Origin of the sequence: Sphingomonas sp. CROZ-RG-20F-R02-07, from assembly GCF_022662335.1 — a bacterium.
GTDB lineage: Bacteria > Pseudomonadota > Alphaproteobacteria > Sphingomonadales > Sphingomonadaceae > Sphingomonas.
Genome location: NZ_JAKNQJ010000050.1, coordinates 1 through 580, shown reverse-complemented (window position 1 = coordinate 580; position 580 = coordinate 1). Strand labels below are relative to the sequence as shown.

General features: G+C 62.6%; 1 protein-coding gene. It reads right to left on the bottom strand.

The window, feature by feature from the left end; genetic code table 11:
• Nucleotides 1-563: IS6 family transposase (locus L8H00_RS18660; RefSeq protein WP_347340757.1), on the bottom strand; the 563-nt coding region annotated here is incomplete at its 3' end.
• Nucleotides 564-580 lie beyond the last annotated feature (17 nt).

Here is a 580-nt window from a genome sequence, read left to right as displayed (position 1 = left end):
CGTTCGAGGCTGAAGTGGTTGTGGACGTTGGCGTGGACCGAGGCGAACTTCTGTAGCGTCTTCATCCGCCTGAAGCGCACCATCGCCCGCTCCCGTCGTCGGAACGGCAGGTGGCTGTTCTCCACCCGGTTGTTGGCCCAGCGACGCACCTCCTGCTTGTCGGCGTTGCCAAGCTCCTTCATCGCTGCATCGTAGGAGCGAAGCCCGTCGGTGGTGACCTTCTCAGGGCTGCCGTGACGCTTCAGCGCCTTCTTCATGAAGGTCAGCGCTGCGTCCTTGTCCCTCGTCTTCGTGACGTAGCTCTCGAGGATCTCGCCCTCGTGATCGACCGCTCGCCAGAGGTACACCATCTCGCCGTTCAGCTTCACGTACATCTCGTCCAGGTGCCACCGCCACTGGCGAAAGCCGCGCATGTGGTTGACCCGCTGACGGCGAATGTCGCCGGCAAAGAGCGGCCCGAACCGGTTCCACCACATCCGCACCGTCTCGTGGCTCACATCAATCCCGCGCTCGAACAGCAGGTCTTCGGCGTTCCTCAAGCTCAGCGGGAAACGCACGTACATCATCACCACAAGGCGGA